Source organism: Nonomuraea sp. NPDC026600, assembly GCF_040638335.1.
Taxonomy (GTDB): domain Bacteria; phylum Actinomycetota; class Actinomycetes; order Streptosporangiales; family Streptosporangiaceae; genus Nonomuraea.
Genome location: NZ_JBEZYD010000026.1, coordinates 166,789 through 189,040, shown reverse-complemented (window position 1 = coordinate 189,040; position 22,252 = coordinate 166,789). Strand labels below are relative to the sequence as shown.

Sequence of the window (22,252 nt, the reverse complement as noted above, 5' to 3'; positions counted from 1 at the left end):
CCTTCGGGCGCCCGCCCCCCTGCCGCCCCGGTCTTTCTACAAAACCCACAAACCCCCGGCGCGGCCCCCCCCCGGGCCGGCCCGCGCCCCCCCGGGACCGGGGGATTAACCCGCCCGTACCGCTACGGACTCTTTGAGGCGCAGGGCCAGCGCGGGACACATGTCCACAGCTCGGCGAGCGTCTTTCGCCATCCAGCCCGGCACGGTCTTGAAGGAGGGGAAGCCGTATTCGTCCAGTTCCACGAATTCCGGCAGCAGGTGCGCGCACAGGCCGTGGCCCTGGCAACGCGTCCAGTCCACCTCCACGCGGTACTCGGGCTGGTCCTCGTTCTCCGGGAGGGGGAGCACGCCGCGGCACGGCCGGCCGCACGAGCCGTACTCGAGGTGGAGCGCGATGTCGCTCTCGAAGGCGTCCAGGGAGGACAGGACGAACCTGGCCGTGCCGTCGGGGTGGAAGCAGGCGCCTCTCCGCTCGACGGCTCGTACGCTGCGGCGTACCGCGTCCGTGGACCCGGTGCCCTCGGCCAGCGCGAGCAGCGCCCGAGCCACGTCGGGCAGTCCGAGGCGGCACGGGCCGCACTGACCCGACGACTGGGCGGCGAGATAGGCCGCCACCCGGGTCGTCTCGCCGAGCGGGCAGGTCGAGTCGCCGAGCGGCACCACGATGCCGGCGCCCAGCTCGCCGCCCTTCGCCTTCATGCCTTCGCGCGAGATGACCGCCGTGAGGGCGTTCTCGTAGCTCATCCAGGCGCCGTGGTAGCCGCCCATGAGCACGCCGTCGCCGATCTCCGCCTCGCACATGTCGAGGACGTCGATCAGCGGGGTGCCCGTGGGCGCCTCCACGACGGCGGGGTTGGTGGAGCCGCCGCTCACGCTGAGCAGCACGGTGCCGGGCTCCTTGGCGGTGCCGTACTCGGCGTAGCCTTCGGGGCCGTACTCGGCGAGCAGGGCGATCTGGGCGAACGTCTCCGTGTTCGACAGCAGCGTCGGCAGGCCGTCCACGCCGCTCTCGGCGGCGCGCTTCTTACGGCCGTTGGGGATGGCCTCCCCGCCGTTCACGCCGCGCACCAGGGCGCCGCCCTCGCCCGAGATGAACCTCTCTTCAAGGGCGACCACCCGGATCCGCACATGGCTCTCCGTGCCGCCCGCCACGTTGGCGGCGCGCCGCTCGGCCACGGCGGCGGAGACCGACGCCTCGGCGACTTCGCCGCCGGACCCGATCGCCACGACGACCTCGCGCGCGTGCAGGGCCTCAGCGGCAAGGACCGCGCCGTCGAGCACGAGGTGGGGGTTGCGGATGAGCATCATGGTGTCCTTGAAGCTGGCCGGCTCGCCCTCCGAGCCGTTCACCAGCACGACACTCTCGCGTGCCCCGGCGGCGTCGGCGACCGCGCGCATCTTGCGGCCGACCGGAAACGCCGCTCCGCCCCTGCCGCGCATGTCGACCTCGTTCACCTGGGCGATCAAGGTCTCGATGTCGCGCAACGCCGGCTCGCCGTGAAGCGTCCGGTGTGCGGGCAGATCGATCCGCCTTGTGTGCTCCAGCCCGGCGGTCAGCCGGGCCGGGCCCACGCGTAACACGCGTGGGACTCTCTGCGGGATCACTCTGGCGCCTCCTGGGCATTCCTGTGCGGTCTCATCCCGCCTCCCGGTACTTCCTACGCGCTGCGTCGAGGCTAACTGGCGCGTTGACGTCCACCGGCCGCGCGACCGGCGACCTGTCGACCTCCGGCGTCTTCACCCATTCCGGCTGGACGGCCGGCCTGAGTACCGTGGCCATCACCCGGACGAGCAGTGCCCCGCCGACCGCGGCCAGGCAGGCGATGTACGACCACGCCACCCAGGGCGCCGCCGTACGGCCCGCGGTCAGACCGTGCATGATGGCCACGGGCCAGGACAGGTACGCGGTGGCATGGAGCGTCCGCCAAATCCATGGCTTGGCCGTCACCGCGAACCGTCCTCGCATCATCCCCGACACAACGATGATCACCATCATGTCGAAGGCTACTGCGCCGAATCCCACATAGATACCGGCAATTGGGACCACTGCCGCGGCCAGCGGGGCATGGCCCAGACTGACCATGAGGGTGATATGCGTGACCAGGTAGGCCATCCCGATCGCCGCTGTGGCCCGGTGTGCCAGCTGTGCCCTGACCCTGTTGGAGGGGGACAGGAAGACGCGTTCGGTGGTGAGCAGACCGAGCCCGACCGTCGCGCTCAGCAGTACCAGGGCGAACACGCCCGCGTAGAACTCGAGGAAAGCCACCCCTTGCCCGAGCATTGAGGTCCCGCTGTCGGTCCTGGTCAGGAGGAAGCCTGCCAGGATCAACGCGGCGATCCCAGTGCTCACTCCGAGCCGGACGTACCTGGAGTCCAGTTTGCTCGGAGCGTGCCGGGGCAGTCTTTTGTGGAGCATCGATTCCCTCCATGGTCGTCGATTGAGGGTGCGACTCGGGAGGGCCGATCTATGTCAGCAACGACGGCCGCGGTTGATGCAGTTGACCACGAACGCCATGAGCTGATCCGACATCACGTTGGCGAAGTCGGCGTGATCGGTCACCGGGTTGTGCTTCTGCTCAGGGAACGAGTCCACGGCATAGGACGGCCCCTGTGGAACCGAGTACGTCAGGGTCATGCGCAGCTGTGGGATGGCCTTGGTTCCCTGTGCACAGGCGCCACCCTGTCCCGGGAACACCACGTGCGTACGGTGGTTGGCGCTGTCGGTGTTCTGGCCGTCCCAGCAGCTTGGGAAGTCTAGGATACGGACGACTTGGCTGCCGCGTGGGCAGAGCGGATATTTGTTATTTGTTACGCGGTTCTGGAAGCCGGTACACGTCCACGCCGCCTTGGCGTTCGCGCCGCCGTTCGTGGCCGCCTTGGCGTCACCCATGATGAGCCTGAGGAACTTCGGCATCGCGGTCACCTTGGCCGACGCGTTGCCGCGGAACTGGAGGGTGACCTGGTTGGCCCGCAGGACCTGGCCGACGTTGCCGTCCGCGTCCTGGCTGTTGGCGTCCGACTTCCGGTCGCGGAGCACCGGCCAGAAGTAGGCCGACTTGTCACCGAACCGGCAGGTGGTGCCGCCCGCGGCGAGGCTCTGGTCCGTCGAGAACCCGTTCGTCGTCAGGTTGCCCACGTAGTCGTGCAGGTGGTGCGCGCCGTTGCTCACGCCCGGTGCGACGATGAAGTTGTCCGGGTTGTTGTGCTTATTGCCGTTCGTCCCACAGGCTGAGACGAACGTGCCTCTGGAGCCGTTCCTGCCGGCCTGGAAGTTGGCGAGCTGGCCGCGGCCGACCTGGCGGATGTCGACGAAGTCCTCGGGGAACGGGCCGAGGTCGGCGCATTCCTCTTCCTGACCCGTCCCGGTAGCCGAGGGGGTGGGCGACGCGGACTTGGTGGGCTGGTTGTTGTTGTTGCCGTTGCCCCTGCGTCGGAACTGCTGCGGCTGGTCCGTGGCGGTAGCGGTGTCCTGCGCCTCGGGGGCGGTGGTGTCCTGCGCGTCAGGCGCGGTGGTGTCCTGCCCGTCGGGCGCGGGGGTCGGCGCGGCCAAGAGGGCACCGCCGCCCTGCTGCTGCTGCTGGCCCTGATCCTGCTGCTGACCCTGGTCCTGTTGCTGCTGCTGACCCTGGTCCTGCTGCTGGCCTTGGTCCTGCTGTTGCTGATCCTGACCGTCTGGAGCCTGCTGGTCCTGGTTGTCCGGGGCCTGCTGCTGCCGCTGTTGTTGCGTCGGCGATTGAGACTGCTGCGCCTGCTGGTTGGCCTCGTTGGCCGGATCGCAATGGTCCGCAATCGCTGGACCGACGCCGATCACGGCCGCGGACACCAGGCCGCCGGCCATCACGGCCAGAGCGGACACGGCAGCGGCCGCGCGTCTGGATCTCCTCATTATTGTCTCCTCGTTTCGACCGCCGTTGCGACGGGTGGAACAGGTGAGGGCGTCGGGGGCTCGGGGAGCTCTCCGAAGTCCACCAATCCGGTGCCTTCGAGCAGCGTCATGTGCTTCAGCACCACGGTGTTCGCCGTGGTGGCGAACTTCCTGATCTCCTCGTTGCGGGTCCCCGCCCGCACTGCTGCCACGACGGCGAAGACCTTGCCGTGCGCGGCTCGCAACAGGTTGGCGAAGTCCTTGTCGAAGGCGGGACCCTTCTCCGCGGACAGCTGGGCCATCCAGCTCTGCTGATCGGCGTTGGCCGTATCAGGGATGGGCACGCCGAGTTTCGCGGCGAGCGCGCGAGTCGCCACGTCCAGCTTCGTGTGATCTTCGACCAGGTGCTTCCCGGTCTCCTTCACGCTCGCGGACTCGGCGCGGGTCTGGGCCCATTGGCCAACTGGAATCTCCCAGAGGCCTGCCTGGCGTACCTTTACAAGCAGGTCGCGGTCCGACGGCCCGAGAGGACCGGCGGCCGACTGCGTGTACTGAGTGGCTCCCGCTGAGGTCCCTGTCGGCAGGACCAGCAGGATCGTGACCGTGGCAGCCACTGCGAAGCCGCCGAACATGAGCAGTTCGCCGCGCAAAAGCCTGTGCATGATCGGAGGTACGCGGGCCTTCGGGGACCGGTTCACTCATGAGTACGGAATAGTCAGAAATGACTGGAGTTATCGGAGTGCCTACCGGAGTCATAACGAAGGTGTAAAGATGTGCCCCGTGCTAGGTCATCTCGCCGGCAGGTTAGAGAGTACGGATACCGAAGCGGAACACCGCATCGCGGTGCTCTACGAGGAGTTCGGCGGCCCTCTGCTGCGCCACGTACGCAAGTCGACCGGGAACGATCTTCAATGGGCGGAAGACGTCGTTCAAGAGACGATCGTAAGAGCCTGGCGACACTCGGCAAGACTGCAATGGGAGCCCAGCCTCATCTGGGCATGGCTACTGACAGTAGCGCGCCGTATCGTGATCGACGGACGCCGGCGCAAGAGTGTTCGGCCACATGAGGTCGAGCCGCCGGAAGTCGACATGCTGGCGGTGCCAGACAGCTCGGAGCGGGCGCTCTCGGCCATGGTGGTCAAGGACGCGCTTCGGAGCCTGTCCGACGAACACCGGGAAGTGATTGAGCAGACCTACCTCCGGGACCGTACGATAAGTGAAGCGGCGGCGATTCTGGGGATCCCGCCGGGCACGGTGAAGTCCAGGCTCTACTACGGGATCCGGGCTCTCCGTGTGCTTCTGCAGGACAAGGGGGTAGCCGGGTAATGCATGAAGGGGTGGCCGCCTACGTCCTCGGTGTCCTCGATGATGAGGAGATAGAGGAGTTCGAGCGCCACCTCGACACATGCGCACGGTGCCAGGCGGAGCTCAAGGACATGGCCGAGATTCCGGGCCGGCTCGACGAGCTGAAGGACTTGCCCGCCGCCTCCGAAGACGACCCGCCTATGTCGATGTCACGTTGACGTTCTTCCCCTTTTCGGGTGATATCGATACGGCGAGGCACGTACGCCCGGTCGATCAGATCGGGCGGCTTGGGGGAGGTGTTCGGTGAGCATCCACGGCGATGCGACCGTCCCTCCTGACCGGCGATTCGGCGAGGAGGGCGGCCGGCTCTCCTATGGCGCCTATCTCCGCCTGCCCGAGCTGCTCGCTCAGCAGCAGCCTCAGTCCGAGGCGCCTGACGAGCTGCTGTTCATCACCATCCACCAGGTCTACGAGCTGTGGTTCAAGCTGCTGCTGCACGAGCTGGAGGTCGGCAGGGACGCCATGTTCCATGGCGAGCTCTGGCAGGCCAGGCACGTGTTCAAGCGGGTCCACGCGGTGGAGCGGGTGCTGATCGAACAGGTCGAGGTCCTGGAGACGATGACGCCTCAGGACTTCCTGGAGTTCCGGGCCAAGCTGGCCCCGGCGAGCGGCTTCCAGTCCGTGCAGTTCCGCGAGCTGGAGTTCCTGTCGGGGCTGAAGGACGCCCGCTACCTCGGCCGGCTGAGAGACGCCAGCGACACCGAACTCGCCAGGTTGCGCCGCCGGCTCGACGAGCCGTCGCTGTGGGATGCTTATCTCACCGCCCTTTCCCTGCGTGGCCTGCCGGTCTCCGACGACGAGATCATGGGCACGCTGCTGGCCGTGGCGAGGGACCGCGGGTCGCACGACGACCTGTGGCAACTGGCCGAAGACCTGATGACCCACGACGAGACCGCCGCCCAGTGGCGGACCCGTCACGTCCAGATGGTCGAACGGCAGATCGGCACCAAGTCCGGCACCGGCGGATCGACGGGTGCCCCCTATCTGCGCGGTCGAACCCGCCTGCACTACTTCCCGCTGCTGTGGGAACTAAGGGCCTGGCTGTGACAAGCCATGGCGAACCCTCACAAAGGAGTGAGAGCGAAATGCCGCTCGACGAGGCCAAGGATGAGCTGCTCCAGCGAGCCGCGCAACGATGCGCGGTGAGCAGCGACCATGTGAGCCCCGAGGATGCGCTGTCCTTCTTGCGGATCTACTACCGGCACGTCGCGCCGGAGGACCTGCTCGACCGTAGTTCCGTCGACGTGTACGGCCCGGCGATGTCGCAGAAGCAGCTGGCCGAGGTACGCCCCCAGGGCCGGGCCATGGTCCGCGCCTACACCCCGACCCTTGAGGAGAACGGGTGGGACCCGGGGCACTCCGTGGTCGAGGTGGTCACCGACGACATGTCGTTCCTGGTCGACTCGGTGACGATGGAGCTGGCCAGGCATGACATCAACACCTACCTGGTGGTCCACCCGCAGATGCGGGTACGCCGTGACATGACCGGCAAGATGCTCGGCCGGGGCCAGGAGGACGTCACCGGCCAGATGCTGGTCGAGTCCTGGATGCACTTCGAGATCGACCGGCAGTCCGACCCCGAGGTGCTCAGGCGACTGGAGGCCGACCTCCAGCGGGTCCTGTCCGACGTGCGGCAGGCGGTCGAGGACTTCAGGAAGATGCGGGGGGTCGCCGTGCAGATGGCGGAGGACCTGACGCTCAACCCGCCGCCGCTGGAGCCCGCCGAGGTCGAGGACAGCCTCGACCTGCTGCGCTGGCTCGCGGACGGGCACTTCACCTTCCTCGGCTACCGCGAATACCGCCTGGAGAAGACCGACGAGGGCGACGCGCTGCGCGCGCTGCCCGGCGCGGCGCTGGGCATCCTGCGCGACGACAAGATCGGCTCGGAGAGCTTCTCCGTGCTGCCCGCCGAGGTACGGGCCAAGGCCCGCGAGAAGCAGTTGCTGATCATCACCAAGGCCAACTCCCGGGCGACCGTGCACCGCGCGGCCTACCTCGACTACATCGGGGTGAAGCTGTTCTCGCCGGAGGGCGAGGTGATCGGCGAGCGCCGGTTCCTCGGCCTGTTCACGCATGTGGCCTACAACGAGTCGATCTCCAGGATCCCGGTGCTCAGGCGCAAGCTCGCCGACGTGCTGGACCAGGCCGGGCTGGCCCCCGACAGCCACGACGGCAAGGACCTGATCGAGATCCTCGAGACGTTCCCGCGCGACGAGCTCTTCCAGACCTCGCTCGACCAGCTCCTGCCGATCGCGCTCGGCGTGCTGCGGCTGCGCGAGCGCAAGCAGGTCAAGCTATTCCTGCGCCGCGACGACTACGGCCGCTACATCTCCTGCCTGATCTACCTGCCGCGCGACCGCTACACCACTCAGGTGCGCTACCGGATGCAGGAACTCCTGCTCAAGGCGCTGGGCGGCAAGACGCTCGACTACAGCGCGATGATCGGCGAGTCCGCCCTGGCCCGGTTGCACGTGGTCATCCGCGGCGAGCGCGGCAGGCAGTTGCCGCCGCCGAGCGTCGACGTGGAGGAGCTGGAGGCGCGGCTGGCCGCGATCACCCGCTCGTGGGAGGACGACCTGGCCGCGGCGCTGTCGGAGCTGACCTCCGAGGAGGAGGCGCCCAGGCTGACCAGGCGCTACCAGGCGGCCTTCCCCGAGGGCTACAAGGCCGACTTCCCGCCGCAGATGGCCGTGGTGGACCTGCGCCGTCTGGAGCAGCTCGCCGGCTCCGACGAGAACGAGATCGGCCTCAACCTCTACGAGCCCTACGACGCCGGCGAGGGCGAACGACGGCTGAAGATCTACAAGCTGGGCACGCCCATCTCGCTGTCGCGGGCGCTCCCGCTGATCCAGCGGCTCGGCGTCGAGGTCGTGGACGAGCGGCCGTACGAGATCGACAGGGACAACGACCCCGCCACCAAGAACGCCTGGATCTACGACTTCGGGCTGCGCTACACCCCGAACGAGGAGGTCGACAGGAAGGACTTCAAGCGGCTCTTCCAGGACGGCCTCATCGCGCTGTGGAAGGGCGAGGTGCAGGCCGACAACTTCAACTCCCTCATCCTGCGCGCCGGGCTGACCTGGGAGCAGGTCGAGATCCTGCGTGTCTACGCCAAGTACCTGCGCCAGGCGGGCTCCGCCTTCTCCCAGCGCTACATGGAGCGCGTGCTGACCGGCAACGTGCGGCTGGCCCGGCTGCTGGTGCGTCTCTTCGAGGCGCGGCTGGACCCCCGGCGTGGCGACGACGTGCGGACCGACCTGGCCGACGCGCTCCACGAGGAGATCCTGGGCGCGCTCGACGAGGTCGTCTCGCTGGACGAGGACCGGATCCTGCGGGCGTACCTGGAGATGATCCAGGCGACGCTGCGGACGAACTACTTCCAGACCGTGGACGGGCAGCGGAAGCCGTACATCTCGCTGAAGTTCGACCCGCAGGCGATCAGCGTGCTGCCGCTGCCGCGGCCGAAGTACGAGATCTTCGTGTACTCGGCCCGGGTCGAGGGCGTGCACCTGCGCTTCGGCAAGGTGGCCAGGGGCGGCCTGCGGTGGTCGGACCGGATGGAGGACTTTCGGACCGAGGTCCTCGGCCTGGTCAAAGCCCAGATGGTGAAAAATACCGTTATCGTGCCGACTGGCTCCAAGGGCGGATTTGTCGTGAAACGTCCGCCTGTGGGCGGAGGGCGCGAGGAGCAGCTCGCCGAGGGTGTGGCGTGCTACCGGATGTTCATCTCCGGGCTGCTCGACATCACCGACAACCTGGTCGACGGCAAGGTCGTGCCGCCGCCGGACACGGTCAGGCACGACGGCGACGACACCTACCTGGTGGTCGCCGCCGACAAGGGCACCGCGACCTTCTCCGACATCGCCAACGGCGTGGCCAAGGAGTACGGCTTCTGGCTCGGCGACGCCTTCGCCTCCGGCGGCTCGATCGGCTACGACCACAAGGCGATGGGCATCACCGCGCGCGGCGCCTGGGAGTCGGTCAAGTACCACTTCCGCACGATCGGGACCGACGTGCAGACCACCGACTTCACCGTGGCCGGCGTGGGCGACATGTCGGGCGACGTGTTCGGCAACGGCATGCTGCTGTCGCAGCACATCCGGCTGGTGGCCGCCTTCGACCACCGGCACATCTTCATCGACCCCGACCCTGACACCGCCCGCAGTTTCGCCGAGCGGCAGCGGCTCTTCGCGCTGCCGCGCAGCTCCTGGGCGGACTACGACACCAAGCTCATCTCGGCGGGCGGCGGCGTCCACCCGCGCACGGCCAAGTCCATCCCGATCACGCCGCAGATCCGCGCGGCGCTCTCCATCCCCGCGGCGGTCACCTCGATGACGCCGAACGACCTGATCAGCGCGATCCTGCGGGCCCCGGTGGACCTGCTGTGGAACGGCGGCATCGGCACCTACGTCAAGGCGGGCACCGAGTCGAACGCCGACGTGGGCGACAAGGCCAACGACTCGCTCCGGGTCGACGCCGCCGAGCTGCGCTGCAAGGTCATCGGCGAGGGCGGCAACCTGGGCTTCACCCAGCTCGCCCGCATCGAGTTCGCGCGCGGCGGCGGGCTGGTCAACACCGACTTCATCGACAACTCGGCCGGGGTCGACACCTCCGACCACGAGGTGAACATCAAGATCCTGCTCGACCAGGTCGTCCGCGACGGCGAGCTGACCGACAAGCAGCGCAACCAGGTCTTCACCTCGATGACCGACGAGGTCGCCGACCTGGTGCTCCGCGACAACTACGCCCAGAACGTGGTGCTGGCCGCGACCCGCGCCCAGGCCGTCGAGATGCTCCACATCCACTCCCGCTACCTGCGGCGCCTGGAGCGTGACGGGCGGGTCAACCGGGAGCTGGAGTTCCTGCCCTCGGACAAGACGCTGGCCGAACGCCGCCAGGCCAGGCTGGGCCTGACGGCGCCCGAGTTCTCGGTGCTGCTGGCCTACACCAAGCTGGTGGCCGACGCCGAGCTGCTCGGCTCCGACCTGCCCGACGACCCGTACCTGGCCTCGTGGCTGGTGTCGTACTTCCCGTCGGCGCTGCGGGAACGTTTCCGCCCGTACATGGACGCCCACCCGCTGCGCCGCGAGATCATCACCACCTGCGTGGTGAACGATCTGGTCAACTCGATGGGCACCACGTTCATGTTCCGCTTCAGCGAGGAGACCGGCGCCTCGACGCCCGACATCGTGCGCGCCTACCTCGTCGCCCGCGAGGTGTTCGACCTGTCGAGCTTCTACCGCGCGGTGGAGGCGCTGGACAACAAGGCCGACACGTCGATGCAGATCGCGATGCTGCTGGAGGCCAGGAAGCTGGCCGAACGCGGCACGCGCTGGCTGCTCGGCAACCGCCGCCCGCCGCTCGACCTGGCCGGGTCGGTGAGCTTCTTCGTCAAGGGCGTGAACGGCCTGCTGGCCCACATCCCGAAGCTGCTCGCCGGGCCCGATCTGGCGGCCTTCGAGGAGCGCCGCGACTCCTTCGAGGCCCGCGGGGTGCCGACGGAGCTGGCGGAGCGGGTGGCGGCCATGGTGCCCGCCTATTCGACGTTCGACCTGGTGGAGATCTCCTCGCTCACAGGACGTCCGGTCAACGAGGTGGCGGAGGTGTACTTCGACCTCGCCGACCGCCTCCAGCTGGCCCGCCTCAGGGAGCGGGTGATCGCGCTGCCGCGCGACAACCGCTGGAACGCGATGGCACGGGCGGCGCTCAGGGACGACCTGTACGCGGCCCACGCCTCGCTGACCCGCGACGTGCTGGCCCACAGCACGCCGGGACTGTCTCCGGAGGAGCGGCTGGCCCGCTGGACCGAGGCGAACTCGGCGGCGGTCCACCGATCCCGCCAGACGCTCTCGGAAATCTGGGAAAGCGACAACTTCGACCTCGCCACGCTCTCTGTGGCCCTCCGCGCGATTCGTACGCTGGTTGCTTCCAGCAGCCTCCCGCACAGCGAGGGGTGATTCCGTTAGGGCCGCCCGGGTTGGTCTCAGGTCCTTTTCGGTCTTGTACGGCCAGCCCGGTGGGCCCCACCCGCCCTACGTGGCTGGGCTCTGTCCAGGGGCACGCTCCTCCGGTGGAGGTGGCTGGGCGCCGTGACGTGCGCCTTCTTGGCCCCGGCCGTGGTCGGTCGTTGGTCTCGGCCGGGTTAGTTCGTGCCCGTGAATGCTTCCTTGTGGTCTTCTGCCCATTCAGCGAATGATCTGGGTTGTTTGCCGGTTAGCTCAGCGAAAGTGCTTGCTGTCGGTACTGGGGTGTTTGTGGTGGCTATGGAGTGTTTGAGGAGTGATTCCACTACTTCCGGGGAGCCCCAGCGGGACAGGGCTTGGCGGTGGGCTTCCAAGTCCTGTAGGTGCCATTCGATTGGCTTGGCGATTGTTTGTGCGATCGTGTTCATCTGGTCGCGCTGGGTGATGGAGTCGGGGCCGGTCAATTCGTAGACGGCGTTCTCGTGGCCGTCTTCTGTCAGGGCCTTTAGTGCGGTTTCCGCTATGTCGGCTTCGTGGATGGGGGCCGAGTGGGTGTCGGGGAACGGGTTGGTGACCCGGCCTTCGGTGCGGATCTCTGTTGCCCATTGGAGGGCGTTCGTGGCGAACGCGCCTGGGCGCAGGGCGGTCCAGGGGAGTCCTGAGGCGGCCACCGACTCTTCGGCCACGCCGTGCAGGCGGGCGATCGCGTCCGTGGCCGTGGGGTCCGCCAGGGCGGCTGACAGGAGGACGACGTGACGCACTCCGGCCTCGCGAGCCTGTGCCAGGAAGGCGTCCAGCCCTTGAGGATCGGCGTAGAGGAACACCCGGTCGACGCCGTCCAGCGCGAATGCCGGGCTGTCCGCCGCGACCACGTCCACACCTGTGGGCAAATGGGCCGCGGCGGGGTCTTTGCTGGCGGCGCGGACCTGCTCGCCGGTCTCCAGGAGTTGCCGTATGAGGCTCCGGGCCACGTGTCCGCGGGCCCCGGTTACCAGAATCGTCATGCCGACATGCTGGTCCGAGGGCGTTCCAGGCGGGTAGGCACAGCCAGGGCTGGGACTCGCGGTACCAGGCCCGAGAGGGCTGGGTCATCATGGTTGGGATGAACAGGGAGGAACTGGGCGGCTTTCTCCGTAGCCGACGGGGCCGGATCCAGCCCGCCGAGGTGGGGCTGGCGCCCGGTCCGCGCCGGCAGACCCCCGGGCTGCGCCGCGAGGAGGTCGCGCTGCTGGCCGGCATATCGGTCGACTACTACATCAGGCTGGAGCAAGGCCGCGGCCCGCACCCGTCGGACCAGGTCCTCACCGCGCTCGGCCGGGCCCTGCGGTTGACGGGCGACGAGCACGACTACCTGCTCCGGCTGGCCGACCAGTCCCCGGCCCGCGCCGAGCCGGCGCGCGAGGTGCCCGCCAACGTCCTGCGCCTGCTGGACCGGCTCACCGACGTCCCGGCCATGGTGATCAACGCCGGTTACGACGTCCTCGCCTGGAACCGCATGCTGGTCGCCCTGATCGGCGACCTGTCGGAGGTGCCGCCCTGGCAACGCAACACCTTGCGCTGGCTCTTCGGCAACCCGGCCCCGACGCCCGACAAGCTCCAGCTCGCCCGCCAGTGCGTGGCCGACCTCCGAGCCACCGGCCGCTACCCGGCGGACGCGAACATCAGAGCCCTGGTCGACGACCTGAGAGAGACCAGCCCCCTGTTCGCCGGCCTGTGGGCGGCCCGCGACATCGAAATCCAGCGAACACTGACCAAGCACATGACCCACCCCATCGCCGGCCCGATGGAACTCGACTGCGACTTCCTCCCCATAGCCGGCGCGGACCAACGCCTGGTCCTCTACACAGCCGCCCCCGGCACGCCCTCCCACAAGGCCCTCCAGCGCCTACGAGCCCCCGGCGCATAGCCAGGCTCGGTCGACCCCTGCGAGGGCGAAGAGCGGCCGCCTGGCCACCTCTACCGATGCGCGTGCGTCACGGGCTCGGTAGCTCACGGTGGGAGGCAGCCCGGCGACTGCGGGACACCTGGGCGCCACGGGCTCGGTAGGCCACGGCCGGGGTCAAGAAGGCGCACGTCACGGCGCCCAGCCATCTCCACCGGAGGAGCGTGCCCCTGGACAGAGCTCAGCCATGTATGGCGGGTGGGGTCCACCGGGCTGGCCGTAAAGGAAAAAAGGGGGTTTTAAGGATCGCCGCCAACAGCTTTGGTGAGGGAGCCTGTGTGGGCGATGATCGCGGCGGGAGTCGGGGTGCCGGAGCGGGGGACCAGGGTCGCGTACTGGTTGATCTCTGTGGTTTTCAGGAACCGCCGCGCCCTGTCGTTGTGATAAAGCCAGCGGGCCGCCTCAGGCACCGGGACGAAGTCGGCCTTGTCCGTCTCCACCGTGGTCGTCGTCGTGCGCGTCATGGCGTACTGGATCAGCGCCCCGCCGCCCACCATGCGCAGCGCGTAGACCGGATAGTCGCCCGCGCTGAAGATCGAGTCGTAGCTGAACCCGCCGATCTTGGCCCGCTCCCGGTCGGTGGTGATCTGCTCCGCCACGTCCGTGGTGTAGGTGCCCCGGGCGAGCAGGCCGGCCGCCACGCCCGTCTCGCCCGCCTCCGCCACCGTGGCGTGCAACGGGCCCATGAACTGCGGGCTGATCGTGATGCTCTTGTCGTCGGGCGCGAGCGCCGTCGCGTAGCCTCCCGCGTCGAGCTGGATGTCCGGCGGGTCCTGCCCCGGCAGGAGCTGCGTCGCCGAGCTGAGCCGCCAGTCGTCGGCCTTGGCGAACGTCAGCAGCGTCGGATGGCCGTTGCGCGTGGTCAGCACCGTGAACCAGGGCGCCACCTCGTTCTGCCTGAACCGCGGCACGAACAGCGTCGGCGTGCCCCACGTGTAGCGGGGCGGGCGGTTGCCCGTCGACAGGAACGCGGCCGAGGTGAGCTGCGCCTCCGCGTCGCGGGTCAGATCCATCGCCAGCCGCAGGTCGCCGCCGGCCCGCAGCAGGTCGTCGGTGGCGGTGAAGGTGGTGAACACCTTGGCCGCCTCGACCGGCGTGATCAGCGGGGTGGTCGCCGAGGGCGACGGGGTCGCGGGCACGGTCGTGGTCGCCGCCACCTGACTGGGCGCGGGTGGGGGCGCGGCCGAGCAGCCGACCGCGGTGGCCAGCAGGCCGGCGGCGAGCGCCAGCACCCTCCGCCGACCATAACTACGCACGTGGCCATGTTATTCGGGCCCGCGAGGGTCGCGTACCCTAGGGAGGCGTGGCAGGTATCGATCCAGCAGAAGAGATCAACGAGCTCGCGGGCACCCTGCGGAGCATCCAGGACGTGCTCGACCTCGGCGCCATGCGCAAGCAGATCGCGGAGCTGGAGGACCAGGTCGCCGCGCCCGACCTGTGGGACGACCCCGAGCAGGCGCAGAAGGTCACCAGCAAGCTCTCGCACCTGCAGGGCGAGCTCAACCGCGTCGAAGGGCTGGTCCGCCGCCTCGACGACCTGAGCGTCCTCTACGAGCTGGCCGCCGAGGAGAGCGACGAGGACACCAAGACCGAGGCCGACAAGGAGCTGGGCTCGCTCCGGTCCGACATCGGCGCGCTGGAGGTCCGTACGCTCCTGTCCGGCCCCTACGACGCGCGTGAGGCACTGCTCACCATCAACTCGCAGGCCGGCGGCGTCGACGCCGCCGACTGGGCGGAGATGCTGCTGCGCATGTATCTCCGCTGGGCCGAGCGCAAGGGCTATCCGACCGAGGTCTACGACACCTCCTACGCGGAGGAGGCCGGCATCAAGTCGGCCACGTTCGTGATCAAGGCCCCCTACGCGTACGGCACGCTCCGTGGCGAGCACGGCACCCACCGTCTGGTCCGCATCAGCCCGTTCGACAACCAGGGCCGCCGCCAGACCTCGTTCGCCGGGGTCGACATCGTGCCGGTCGTCGAGCAGACCGACCACATCGACATCATCGAGGACGAGCTCCGCATCGACGTCTATCGCTCGTCGGGACCCGGCGGCCAGGGCGTCAACACGACCGACTCGGCGGTCCGCATCACCCACCTGCCGAGCGGCATCGTGGTCTCCTGCCAGAACGAGCGCTCGCAGCTCCAGAACCGCGCCTCGGCGATGAACGTGCTGCAGGCCAAGCTGCTGGAGCGCAAGCGGCAGGAGGAGGCAGAGCGCATGTCAGAGCTGCGGGGCGCCTCGACCACGTCGTGGGGCACCCAGATCCGCAACTATGTGCTGCACCCCTACCAGATCGTGAAGGATCTGCGCACGGGCACGGAGGCGGGCAACCCCACCGGCGTTCTCGACGGCGACATCGATGAGTTCATCGAGTCCGAGATCCGCTGGATGCGCAGGCAGGAATCAGAGCCCGCCTAGGTGCTTGAGCACCAGGGCCACGAAGAGCAGCACGACCAGCAGAAAGACGATCAGGGCAGGTGACAGCCCGGCGAAGCCGTGGTTGTGCATCCGCTCGCGGTTGGCACGGCACAGGGGGCAGCGGCCCTCGATGACGGGGTGGGCGCACTGCGCGCATACGAGGTGTTGGCAACTCATGTCAGCCCCAAGTCTAGCCGCACAATCGTTTTGTTTCCGTTATGGACGTTCCATGCCAGTCTTCCCCCTAGACTGTGCTCTGGCCAATCGGAACGTCGATCATCAGTAAAGAAAGTCGTCCCCGATAGGCGTGTGGCGGGAAGTGGGCATGTGCCACCCTCGCTTCCGTCCTGACCCCTAGACTGGCATGCCGTGATGCTCTCGTGATCCATTTCGATAATGTCACCAAGGTCTACACGAACCAGAACCGGCCCGCTCTCGACCATGTCTCCGTTGACGTGGACAAGGGCGAGTTCGTGTTCCTCGTCGGTCCTTCGGGATCAGGCAAGTCCACCTTCCTGCGCCTGGTCTTGAAGGAGGAGCGGCCCAACTCCGGTGCGATCCACGTCGCCGGCAAGGATCTCGCCCGCCTCTCCAACTTCAAGGTGCCGCACCTGCGCCGCCGCATCGGCTGCGTGTTCCAGGACTTCAGGCTGCTCCCGAACAAGAACGTCTACGAGAACGTGGCGTTCGCGCTCGAGGTCATCGGTAAGCCACGGCGGTTCATCCGCAAGGTGGTGCCCGAGGTCATCGAGCTGGTCGGCCTGGAAGGAAAGGCCCACCGGATGCCCGACGAGCTGTCAGGCGGCGAGCAGCAGCGCGTCGCCATGGCCCGCGCCTTCGTCAACCGGCCCATGATCCTGCTGGCCGACGAGCCGACGGGCAACATCGACCCCGCGACGAGCATCGGCATCATGAAGGTGCTCGACCGGATCAACAGGACTGGCACTACGGTCGTCATGGCCACGCACGATGCGGCCATCGTCGACTCCATGCGCAAGCGCGTCGTAGAGCTGGAGGACGGCAAGATCGTCCGCGACCAGTCGCGTGGCGTTTACGGCCAGGCGTACTGACAGGGAGCAGTAGACAGAACATGCGGGCGAATTTCATCTTCTCCGAGGTCTGGATCGGCCTCCGTCGCAACCTGACCATGACGATCGCGGTGGTCATCACCGTGGCCGTCGGCATGGCGATGCTGGGCATTGGCCTGATGATCAACTCCCAGGTCAAGATGATGCAGGATTTCTGGTACGACAAGGTCGAGGTATCGGTCTTCCTCTGTGGCAGAAACCCCACGATGCCCAACTGCAAGGGCAAGCCGATCGGCACCCCGCAGACCAAGGCTCTGCAGGCCGAGATCCAGGGCATGCCCGGGGTCGAGCAGGTTCTCTATGAGAGCCCGGACCAGGCGTACGCCAACTTCCAGAAGTCCTACGCCGCCAACAAGGCGCTCATCGACGCGACCAAGGTGGAGGACATGCCCGCGTCCTTCCGCGTCAAGCTGAAGGACCCCAACAACTACCAGCCGGTGGTCCAGGCGCTCCAGGGCAAGACCGGCGTGGCGCAGGTGACGAACCAGAGAGACCTGGTCAACCAGTTCTTCGGCTTGCTCGACAAGCTGAGATCCGGCGCGATCATAGTGGCGATCGTCCTGGTCCTGGCGGCCGCGTTGCTGATCGGCAACACGGTGCGGCTGTCTGCCTTCAACCGCCGCCGGGAAACCGGCATCATGCGGTTGGTCGGGGCGTCCAACCTCTATATCCAGCTGCCCTTCGTCATGGAGGGCGTGATCTCCGGGCTGATGGGCGGAGTGCTCGCCGCCGTCCTTCTGATCCTTTCCAAGGTCTTCCTGTTCGAGGAGATCGCGAAGTATTTCGCGTTCGGCAGCCAACTCAGTTGGAATGACGTGGCCTGGGTGATCACGCTGACCATGGGCATCGGCGTGGTGATCTGTGTGCTGGCATCGTTCATCACACTCCGCCGTTACCTCAGGGTCTGACGGATCGCCGGTAAGGTCGGAGCATGCCACGTGAGACCGGGCGGAAGGTCGTCGCCCAGAACAAGCGTGCCCGGCACGATTACCACGTCGAGGACACCTTCGAGGCGGGGCTCGTGCTGCAGGGCACCGAGGTGAAGTCGTTGCGCGAGGGACGTGCGTCGCTCGCCGACGGCTACGCCTCCATCGACAGTGGCGAAGCGTGGTTGTTCAACGTCCACATCCCCGAATACACCCAGGGGACGTGGACGAACCACGCCGCCCGCCGTAAGCGCAAGCTGCTGCTCCACCGCAAGGAGATCGACAAGCTCGCCGCCAAGACCAAGGAGGGCGGGCTGACGATCGTGCCGCTGTCGCTCTACTTCAAGGACGGCAAGGCCAAGATCGAGATCGGCATCGCCCGCGGCAAGAAGGACTGGGACAAACGGCAGACCCTGTCGGAGCAGCAGGCCAAGAGGGAGATGGCCCGGGCAGTGCGGCAACGCAACCGATGAGTCGCGTACGCCGCGGCCTGGCCGCGACCGTCACCCTGGCCGTCGCGAGCATGTCGCTGACCGCCTGCTTCGAGGAGTCGTCCCCGCACGACGCCGTGCGGGACTTCCTGGTGGGCTGGCAGTCGGAGGACTACGACCTGGCCGCCGGCCGTACCGACGGTGATCGCGCCGCCGTGCGCAAGGCGCTCTCCGACGCGAAGGTGGAGCTCGACGCGGCCTCGTTCCGCTTCAAGATCAAAAGCATCAGCCTGAACGGCGACCAGTCGCAGGCCGACTTCCGCGCCGAGGTCGACCTGGGGGAGAACAACCCGCTCTGGGTGTACGACAGCATGCTGCCGCTGCGCCTGGTCGACGGCCAGTGGAAGGTGCACTGGTCGCCTTCCGTGCTGCACCCGCAGCTGAAGGACGGCCAGCGGTTCGCCGTGTCCACCGACCCGACGGCCCGCCAGTCCGTCGAGGACAGGAAGGGCACGCCGCTCCAGCTTCCCCAGTTCCTCTACGTGGTCGGCGTCATCCCATCGCAGCTCGGTGACCGGGCGGACGAGGTCGTCGAACAGCTCTCGGGATACACCGGGTTCGCCCAGGACCGGCTGCTGAGCCGCATCAGGTCGTCGCCGCCGAAGCAGTTCGTCCCGCTCGCCAACTTCGGCGCCGTGCGCTACCAACGGGATCTGGAAGCCCAGCTCAAGAAGATCCCGCAGCTCATCATCCGCCAGCAGAAGCAGCCTGTCGCGCCCGACGGCCCCAAGGACATCGTGGGCAAGGTGAGCGCGCTCACTCCGGAGACCGAGCAGAAGCTCGGCGGCCCGCAGCGGGCGGGCGACTCGTTCGGGCAGAGCGGGCTGCAGCGGGCGTATCAGGACAGCCTCACTGGATCCACCCGGACCCGGGTGATCACCCTCGACCTCAAGACCGACAACGAGGTCGCGCAGCTCAAGGAGTGGCCCGGCCGGACGAACGTCCCGGTGCGGACCACGATCGACAGCGCCAAGCAGAGCGCCGCCGAAGCCGCCGTGGCGCAGACGGACACCAGCGCGTTGGTAGCGGTCGACCGGTCGACGGGCGAGATCCTGGCGGTCGGCACCAAGGGCCTGAACCAGGAGAAGGACGCGCTCGCCGGCAAATTCCCGGCCGGCACGGCCTTCTCGATCGTGGCCGCCGACGCGCTGATCAAGGCCGGGATGAATACCAAGCAGAAGCTCGCCTGCCCGGCCGAGCGAACGGTGGGCGGCGCGCGGTTCGTGACGGCGAGTTCGGTCACCGGTGCCTCGCCGACGGTCAAGGACAATTTCGCCAAGGGCTGTGTCACCGCCCTGGCCTCGCTCGCCCGGCGCGTCGACGCCGCGGCACTGGCCAAGAGCTCCGCGGCGTTCGGCATCGGCAAGGACTGGCGACTGCCGCTCAAGTCGTTCAGCGGCTCGCTGCCCCCGCTGGCCAGCGACGCCGACAAGGCCAGGGCCATCGCGGGCCAGAACGTCGAGGTCAGCCCGCTCAGCATGGCTCTCGTCGCGGGGGCGATCGCCTCGGGCAGTTGGCACGCACCCGTGCTGGTGACCGAGCCGAAGTCGCCCGACCCCTCGGCGGAGGTGGTGTCGCTCGCCGCGCCGCAACCGGTCGCTGTCGACCCCAAGGTCCGCAGCGCGCTGACCGCCATGATGCTGGCCGGCGCCAAGAGCTCGCGCGCCCTGGCCGGCCACACCGGGGTGCACGGCGTGACGGCCGCGGGCGACGCGGAGAAGCACATGGGCTGGTTCGTGGGCTGGCAGGGCGAGGTGGCGATAGCCGTCCTCACCAAGAACTACGACCCCGCGGCGGTCGCGGGCGAGTTCTTCAGCGCCCTTCGCGACTCCCCGTGATTTTCTCCTCACCTTAGGCAACCGTTCGGGTGGCCGGCTGCGTCTTACTCAGTGACTGCCCTGCTCGGGGGGTTGCGGGTGCAGTCGCCGCGACGAGATCAGGACTTCATCTCGGGGGAAGTCCTGCCGTCCGGACCGGCTCGACCCTGCCGGTCGGCCCCCGGGAACGCCTACGCGTTCCCGGGGGTTTCGCCGTCCGGGAATCAAGTTGACGTCGCACGTGTTGCAGGATGTAAGGTCGTCTTGCTCGGTCCTTCGGGGCCGTGTTGACAACTGCACATGGGGGTGACTGGCTTCGACTTCGATCTTGCAAGTCAGGTGAAGCGGGCCGAGGACTGCGGACATAACCTCGTTAACACTGTGACCGCAAACAACAAGTGCCAATTCTAAGCGCACTGTGGTCGGCCAGGGTTCCCTGGCCCTCGCTGCCTAAGTAGCGAAACCACTGTCAGCCCGGGACTGCCTTCGGCCCGGACCTGGCATCGTTAGAAGGCTCAACCGCTCGACCCGGCCACGGGGGAGAGCGGGAAATCAAACAGTGGCTGAGCCCGTCGGTGACACGCCTGCGTGATTACCGGGGCTGAGAAAAGCACAGCAGGCTGCGCCCGGAGAAGCCCTGCCTTGGGGTTGAAGGACGCGGGTTCGATTCCCGCCACCTCCACAAGATCAAACCGTCTCTTGCCTGCGGAAACATCGCAGGCAAGGGGCGGTTTTTTGTTCGTGGGGGCACCATGGGGGCACGGGCCTGCCGGAGCAGGACGCTAACCCGGGTCGCCGCCTACGTTCACGGAACCTCACCCCGTCATGAAGGGACTGGTGGTTCCGTGTCAACAGGATCTCGACGCACTGAAGGTGTCGAGTACCGCAAGCAGAAGAACGGGAAGGTGTCCTACCGCGTCCCATGGCGCGAGGGCGGCCGCCGGACGGGTCCCCGCAACTCCTACACCTTCGACGACCTGGACTCCGCGAAAATCTTCCGTGGCGCGCTCGTGGCCAACGGCTTCCGCGACCCCTACAAGAACCCGGCGTTCGCCGAGATGCTGGGCCTCGCCTCGCAGCCGACCGAAGTCCTCACCTTCGCCCAGGTCGCCAACATGTACCTGGCCACGCTCGTGGACGTCGAACGGCGAACCATCGGTCAGTACCGCAAGAGCCTGGAGGACCACTTCCTCCACGCGATTGTCACGCTCCCCGATGACACCCGCGTGGGGCCTCTCGGGCGGTTACCGATCGACGAGTTCACCAAGGACATCATCCAGGCGTGGGTCAACCTGATGCGGGAGAAGCAACACGGTAAGAAGACGCTGCGCCCGTACGCGCCCAAGACAATCATCAACATCCACGGGACGGTGGTATCGCCGGTCTTCGACTACGCCATAGACGAGGAGTACTGCTCGCGTCAGCCGTGCCGGCAGGTCAAACTACCGGAGCGAAAAGGCAGGGCGGTCAAAGCGGTCAACGTGATCACAGGTCTAGAGATCCCGGAATGGATCCAGTGCGCCTACGACGTCGATCAGGACACCGGCGATATCACGCTGGTGCTGCTCGCCACAGGACTCCGGTGGGGCGAGTTGACCGCGCTACGGGTGTGCGATGTGGACTTCGACGCCGGGACGCTCACTGTGGCCCAGGTGGTTCGCGAGGACGAGAATCGGCGGCCCTACATCGAATCCACGGAAGGCAAGAGCGCGAACGCCTTCCGCACTATCACGCTCCCGCCCAAGGCTCTGGAGGTGCTTCGCCGGCGCGCTGAAGGCAGGGCCAAGCTGGGGCTACTGTTCCCCGCTCCCGGGAGCCGCGGCGGTGTTCTGTGGCGCAACGCCAACTTCAACGAGCATCGATGGCAGAAGGTACGGGAACTCGCCGCAGAGCGCGGCCTGATCAAGGAGCCCACCCCCAAAGGTCTGCGGCACGCTCATGCGAGCGACCTCATCTCCGTGGTCGGGATCGAGCCGGTGTCCAAGCGGCTGGGCCACGCCAACGTCACTGTGACCAGCGGGGTTTACTCCCACCTCACCCCTGACGCCGACTCCAGGATGGCCGCGGCCATCGACTCCACCCTCACCGGAGGAAAGACCCCAGAGATCGTGTCCGAGGCGCCGGCCGCCGCGGAGCCATCGAACGACGCAGCGTCCGATCTGCCGCCTGAACTGACGGCGTTGCTGACTAAGGCTATCGGGCAGGCCCTTGCGGATGGCACCGAGCTGGGTGCCCTGCTCCGGACGGGCCGGCCAGGGTAGCGCCGATAGCGTGACGGCAGCAGAAGGGGGGGGGGGCGGGGGGGGGGCGCCCCCCCCCCCGGGAGCGGGGTGGGGGGGTGGGGAGCGCCCCCCCCGCGGGGGGGCGCGCGGGAGA

General features: G+C 67.7%; 18 protein-coding genes and 1 other RNA gene. 12 read left to right on the top strand and 7 right to left on the bottom strand.

The genetic code is table 11. The annotated features are described in order from the left end of the window. Window positions 1-105: 105 nt before the first annotated feature. The 4 genes from AB0F17_RS43535 to AB0F17_RS43520 are packed head-to-tail and all read right to left on the bottom strand — an operon-like array spanning window position 106 to window position 4,527. On the bottom strand, window positions 106-1,581 hold the full coding sequence (locus AB0F17_RS43535) for a ferredoxin (RefSeq protein WP_358035783.1): 1,476 nt from the start codon (window positions 1,579-1,581) through the stop codon (window positions 106-108). 55 nt (window positions 1,582-1,636) lie between these two features. Then, window positions 1,637-2,416 (bottom strand): hypothetical protein, encoded by a 780-nt coding sequence (locus AB0F17_RS43530; RefSeq protein ID WP_358035781.1) that lies wholly within the window; start codon window positions 2,414-2,416, stop codon window positions 1,637-1,639. Window positions 2,417-2,470: 54 nt separating this feature from the next. Then, window positions 2,471-3,886 carry a DUF1996 domain-containing protein gene (locus AB0F17_RS43525; RefSeq protein ID WP_358035779.1) on the bottom strand — a complete coding sequence of 472 codons (1,416 nt, stop codon included), beginning with the start codon at window positions 3,884-3,886 and terminating at the stop codon, window positions 2,471-2,473. Next, a complete protein-coding gene (locus AB0F17_RS43520) occupies window positions 3,886-4,527 on the bottom strand; it encodes a DUF4142 domain-containing protein (protein ID WP_358035777.1) in 642 nt (213 codons plus the stop codon). Before AB0F17_RS43520 ends, AB0F17_RS43525 begins: the two co-directional genes overlap by 1 nt. 109 nt (window positions 4,528-4,636) lie before the next feature. Between AB0F17_RS43520 and AB0F17_RS43515 the strand changes: the two genes are divergently transcribed. From AB0F17_RS43515 to AB0F17_RS43500, 4 genes are all read left to right on the top strand, one after another. Beyond that, window positions 4,637-5,191, top strand: a complete 555-nt coding sequence (locus AB0F17_RS43515) for a sigma-70 family RNA polymerase sigma factor (RefSeq protein WP_358035775.1) — start codon at window positions 4,637-4,639, stop codon at window positions 5,189-5,191. Beyond that, a complete protein-coding gene (locus AB0F17_RS43510) occupies window positions 5,191-5,388 on the top strand; it encodes a zf-HC2 domain-containing protein (protein ID WP_219538228.1) in 198 nt (65 codons plus the stop codon). Before AB0F17_RS43515 ends, AB0F17_RS43510 begins: the two co-directional genes overlap by 1 nt. A gap of 85 nt (window positions 5,389-5,473) precedes the next feature. Next, window positions 5,474-6,277, top strand: a complete 804-nt coding sequence (locus tag AB0F17_RS43505) for a tryptophan 2,3-dioxygenase family protein (protein WP_358035772.1) — start codon at window positions 5,474-5,476, stop codon at window positions 6,275-6,277. Window positions 6,278-6,315: 38 nt separating this feature from the next. Further along, window positions 6,316-11,187 carry an NAD-glutamate dehydrogenase gene (locus AB0F17_RS43500; protein WP_358035770.1) on the top strand — a complete coding sequence of 1,624 codons (4,872 nt, stop codon included), beginning with the start codon at window positions 6,316-6,318 and terminating at the stop codon, window positions 11,185-11,187. A gap of 185 nt (window positions 11,188-11,372) precedes the next feature. Here AB0F17_RS43500 and AB0F17_RS43495 read toward each other — a convergent pair whose 3' ends face one another. Beyond that, window positions 11,373-12,197 (bottom strand): NAD(P)H-binding protein, encoded by an 825-nt coding sequence (locus tag AB0F17_RS43495; RefSeq protein WP_358035768.1) that lies wholly within the window; start codon window positions 12,195-12,197, stop codon window positions 11,373-11,375. 98 nt (window positions 12,198-12,295) lie between these two features. Here AB0F17_RS43495 and AB0F17_RS43490 point away from each other — a divergent pair, with 98 nt between their 5' ends. Then, a complete protein-coding gene (locus tag AB0F17_RS43490; RefSeq protein WP_358035766.1) occupies window positions 12,296-13,099 on the top strand; it encodes a helix-turn-helix transcriptional regulator in 804 nt (267 codons plus the stop codon). A gap of 275 nt (window positions 13,100-13,374) precedes the next feature. Here the strand turns inward: AB0F17_RS43490 and AB0F17_RS43485 are convergent, their stop codons facing one another. Beyond that, window positions 13,375-14,391, bottom strand: coding sequence for a hypothetical protein (locus AB0F17_RS43485; protein WP_358035764.1), 1,017 nt, complete (start codon window positions 14,389-14,391; stop codon window positions 13,375-13,377). A 47-nt stretch (window positions 14,392-14,438) separates the two neighbouring features. Here AB0F17_RS43485 and prfB point away from each other — a divergent pair, with 47 nt between their 5' ends. Further along, a complete protein-coding gene (prfB, locus tag AB0F17_RS43480; RefSeq protein ID WP_358035762.1) occupies window positions 14,439-15,554 on the top strand; it encodes a peptide chain release factor 2 in 1,116 nt (371 codons plus the stop codon). Here prfB and AB0F17_RS43475 read toward each other — a convergent pair. Continuing rightward, a complete protein-coding gene (locus AB0F17_RS43475) occupies window positions 15,540-15,731 on the bottom strand; it encodes a hypothetical protein (RefSeq protein WP_358035760.1) in 192 nt (63 codons plus the stop codon). The genes prfB and AB0F17_RS43475 overlap by 15 nt on opposite strands. 203 nt (window positions 15,732-15,934) lie before the next feature. Between AB0F17_RS43475 and ftsE the strand changes: the two genes are divergently transcribed. The 6 genes from ftsE to AB0F17_RS43445 all read left to right on the top strand — a co-directional run bounded on the left by ftsE (window position 15,935) and on the right by AB0F17_RS43445 (window position 22,137). Further along, window positions 15,935-16,624, top strand: coding sequence for a cell division ATP-binding protein FtsE (gene ftsE, locus AB0F17_RS43470; protein WP_049564761.1), 690 nt, complete (start codon window positions 15,935-15,937; stop codon window positions 16,622-16,624). A gap of 20 nt (window positions 16,625-16,644) precedes the next feature. Beyond that, the gene (ftsX, locus tag AB0F17_RS43465) at window positions 16,645-17,550 is read left to right on the top strand and encodes a permease-like cell division protein FtsX (RefSeq protein WP_358035758.1); all 906 of its coding nucleotides are present in this window, start codon (window positions 16,645-16,647) and stop codon (window positions 17,548-17,550) included. Window positions 17,551-17,573: 23 nt separating this feature from the next. Next, a complete protein-coding gene (gene smpB, locus AB0F17_RS43460; RefSeq protein ID WP_358035756.1) occupies window positions 17,574-18,041 on the top strand; it encodes an SsrA-binding protein SmpB in 468 nt (155 codons plus the stop codon). Next, entirely contained in the window at window positions 18,038-19,897 is a 1,860-nt protein-coding gene (locus AB0F17_RS43455) for a penicillin-binding transpeptidase domain-containing protein (RefSeq protein ID WP_358035754.1), read from the top strand. The genes smpB and AB0F17_RS43455 overlap by 4 nt, the downstream gene beginning before the upstream one ends. Before the next feature lie 281 nt (window positions 19,898-20,178). Beyond that, window positions 20,179-20,561: a transfer-messenger RNA gene (gene ssrA, locus AB0F17_RS43450) on the top strand. Between the two features lie 160 nt (window positions 20,562-20,721). Beyond that, on the top strand, window positions 20,722-22,137 hold the full coding sequence (locus AB0F17_RS43445) for a site-specific integrase (protein ID WP_358035752.1): 1,416 nt from the start codon (window positions 20,722-20,724) through the stop codon (window positions 22,135-22,137). Window positions 22,138-22,252 lie beyond the last annotated feature (115 nt).